Source organism: Vibrio sp. V43_P6S15P86, from assembly GCF_009904725.1.
GTDB classification, from domain to species: domain Bacteria; phylum Pseudomonadota; class Gammaproteobacteria; order Enterobacterales; family Vibrionaceae; genus Vibrio; species Vibrio diabolicus.
This window is the reverse complement of record NZ_WXWT01000034.1, coordinates 1-3327: the sequence shown is the minus strand read 5'-3', so window position 1 is coordinate 3327 and position 3327 is coordinate 1. Positions and strand designations below refer to the sequence as shown.

Here is a 3327-nt window from a genome sequence, read left to right as displayed (position 1 = left end):
ATTAAGAATAGGTTCCAGCTGAGCACCAATTTTTTCGATCTCTTTCAGGTCTGGGCCTGCGATTTTGATCCCAATTGGCGTTTTAATACCGGTCGCCAGCATGTCAATACGCGTTTTGATCGGCATTACCCAAGCGTTGGTGAGTCCTGGAAACTGAATCAGTTCATCGAACTCTTTGCGTAACGACTCTGTCGTCACGCCTTCACGCCATTGATCGTGAGGTTTTAGCTGAATAACAGTTTCAATCATAGTGAGTGGCGCAGGGTCGGTAGCCGTTTCTGCACGGCCAATCTTGCCCCAAACCGTTTTGACTTCCGGCACGGTTTTGATCAGTTTGTTAGTTTGCTGAACTAGTTCACGTGCTTTACCAATCGAGATTCCCGGATACGTAGTCGGCATGTACATCAAGTCGCCTTCATCCAATGGTGGGATGAACTCGCTACCCAGTTGACTGGTTGGATAGTAAGCTGACGCCATTAGGCCTAAAGCGATAACGATCATACTCTTAGGATACTTGAGGCTGGTATTCAGCAACGGGCGATACAGCGCAATTAAGCCTCTATTTACTGGATTCTTATGCTCTGGTAATACGTTGCCACGGATGAAATAACCCATGAGCACAGGTACGAGGGTAATTGCCAAACCTGCCGCTGCCGCCATTGCATAAGTTTTAGTAAAGGCGAGAGGGGAGAACATCTTGCCTTCTTGACCTTCCAGTGCAAACACTGGCACAAAGCTTAACGTGATGATAAGCAGTGAGAAGAACAGGGGCGCGCCCACTTCTTCAGCGGCTTTGCCAATCACTTGCCAGCGGTTCTTATCCGTGAGAGGCGTTCGTTCAATATGCTTGTGGACGTTTTCTATCATTACGATGGCACCATCCACCATTGCACCGATGGCGATGGCAATCCCCCCGAGCGACATGATGTTGGCATTAATGCCTTGAGAATGCATGACGATAAACGCGGATAAAATACCGACGGGCAAGCTCAGCGCGATAACCAAAGACGAACGGATGTGAAATAGGAAGAGGGCACAAACAATCGCCACGACGATAAATTCTTCCGCCAATTTCTTCCACAAGTTTTCTACGGCAGCGTTAATCAGCGTGGAGCGATCGTAAGTAGGCACGATTTCTACACCATCCGGTAAGCTGCGCTGTAAATCTTCCAGTTTGTCTTTAACTTTGCTGATGACTTCACTCGCGTTTTCGCCGAATCGCATGACAATAACGCCACCAACCGCTTCACCTTCGCCGTTAAGCTCAGAGATGCCGCGACGCATTTGCGGACCTAAGTTGATGTCTGCAATGTCGCCCAATAAGAGCGGTGTACCTTTCTCTGTCACTTTGAGCGGGAGTGATTCAATATCCTCAATACTCGTTAGGTAACCTGTAGTGCGAACCATATGTTCCGCTTCTGCTACTTCAACAACAGAGGCGCCCGTTTCCTGATTGCCGTTTTGGATCGCCATGTTCACTTGTTGCAGTGTCAGGTTGTAAGCACGTAGCTTAGCTGGGTCAATCTGAACTTGATATTGCTTCACCATACCGCCAACGGTTGCGACTTCAGAGACGCCATCGACGGTTTGCAGCTCATATTTCAAGAACCAGTCTTGCATACTGCGTAGATCAGCAAGATCATGGTTGCCAGTTTTATCTTGCAGTACATAGCTGTAGACCCAGCCCACACCCGTTGCATCTGGTCCTAATGTCGGTTTTGCACTCGGTGGTAATTTAGGTGCTACTTGGCTTAGGTACTCTAAAACGCGCGAACGTGCCCAATACATGTCGGTATCATCGTTAAAAATGATATAAACATATGAGTCACCAAAGAATGAATAACCACGAACGGTTTCCGCTCCTGGTACGGCGAGCATGGCGGTGGTTAGCGGGTAAGTAACTTGATCTTCAACTACTTGAGGTGCTTGGCCTGGGTAGCTTGTTTTGATGATCACCTGAACATCAGAAAGATCCGGAATGGCGTCTACAGGTGTGTTCTTTACACTGTAAAGTCCGGTTAAAACAAGCGCTAAGGTTGCGATCAAAACCATGAAACGGTTTTTGATCGACCAGCGGATTATTGCTCCAATCATAGTTAGCCCTCAACCACTTTAAGTTGCTTCAATACGTAATCAGCTCCTTGTTTTTCAACTAGAAATCGGACTTTCTGACCTTCCTTGAAACCGGATAAATCCACTTCATCACCTACAGAGAAGTTCATCTCTCCTGCCTCCCAGTTCCATTCTGCAACTGGGAGGTGGTTGAGAGTAATCATGCCAAAATCCGCCATCAACATGCTGATATCTCCGGTAATCCATACGTCAGTCACGACAACGCTGTCATCGGCTTTGTAGTCAACGACTTCATATTGACCGGACTCTGTTTTCTGAATTTCAAACTCGATAGCTTGGCCTTTTTGCAGAGTGCCCACATCAACGTCATCTGCGAGGGTAAAGTTCATGACCATACCCGGCCAATCCCACTTTGCTACGGGCTGATGATTAATGGTCAACATACGGTGATCTTTCATCACATCGGTGATTTCACCCTTAGCCCAAACTGTTTCTACTTTGGCTTCGGTCGGTGATGAAATACGGGATAGATCAGCCGTTTGGCTTGATTCCGAATCCAACATAAAGTGTGCAGAGGTTACGATGCGATCATCTTGAGACAGACCTTGCAGCACCTCGATTTTGTCGTCGGCTTCACGCCCAACTTTGATGCGCGTTGAGCGGTATTTACCATCGCCTTCAGACAACACGACTCGGGTCATACCGCCGGATCGAATAACGGAAGACTTAGGAATCGTCATAACTGCGTTATCAGTGACTGGTTGAAGGGCAATGTTGGCAAACATATTAGGTTTAAGATCGCCATTCGGGTTAGGGAACTTGAGGCGTACACGCAAGGTACGAGTTTTAGGATCCAGAATAGGGTATACGTAGTCGACAACCCCTTTCCATTCATTGCCTGGAATAGCATCAAGCGTCATAGTGGCGCTACTTCCTGCTTTCATCCAGTGAGCTTGGCGCTCAAATACTTCGGCATCCACCCATACGTTTTCAAGTGGGCCCGCGCTGATTACCGCTTGAGCTGGGGATAGGTAACCACCTTCACGAACGTTCAAACTCGCGATGACGCCATCTTCCGGAGCTTTAATTTCAATAGTTTGCGATGCTTTCCCGCGTTGAGTGATGGCTCTGATTTGAGAACGATCAACACCCAGTGTCACTAAACGTTCTGTCGCGCCTTTCACTAGGCCATTACGCCCAGTTCGGTAGGCGTTCAGCAGCTCTTCTTGTGCTTTGACTAGCTCAGGCGAGTAC

At 47.9% G+C, this 3327-nt stretch carries 2 protein-coding genes; both read right to left on the bottom strand.

Going from position 1 to position 3327, the window contains the following annotated elements; genetic code table 11:
* A partial coding sequence (locus CAG69_RS01630) for an efflux RND transporter permease subunit (protein ID WP_161442407.1) occupies positions 1–2094 on the bottom strand: 2094 nt, incomplete at its 3' end.
* Positions 2095–2096: 2 nt separating this feature from the next.
* The coding region (locus CAG69_RS01625; RefSeq protein WP_161442405.1) for an efflux RND transporter periplasmic adaptor subunit at positions 2097–3327 on the bottom strand (1231 nt) is incomplete at its 5' end.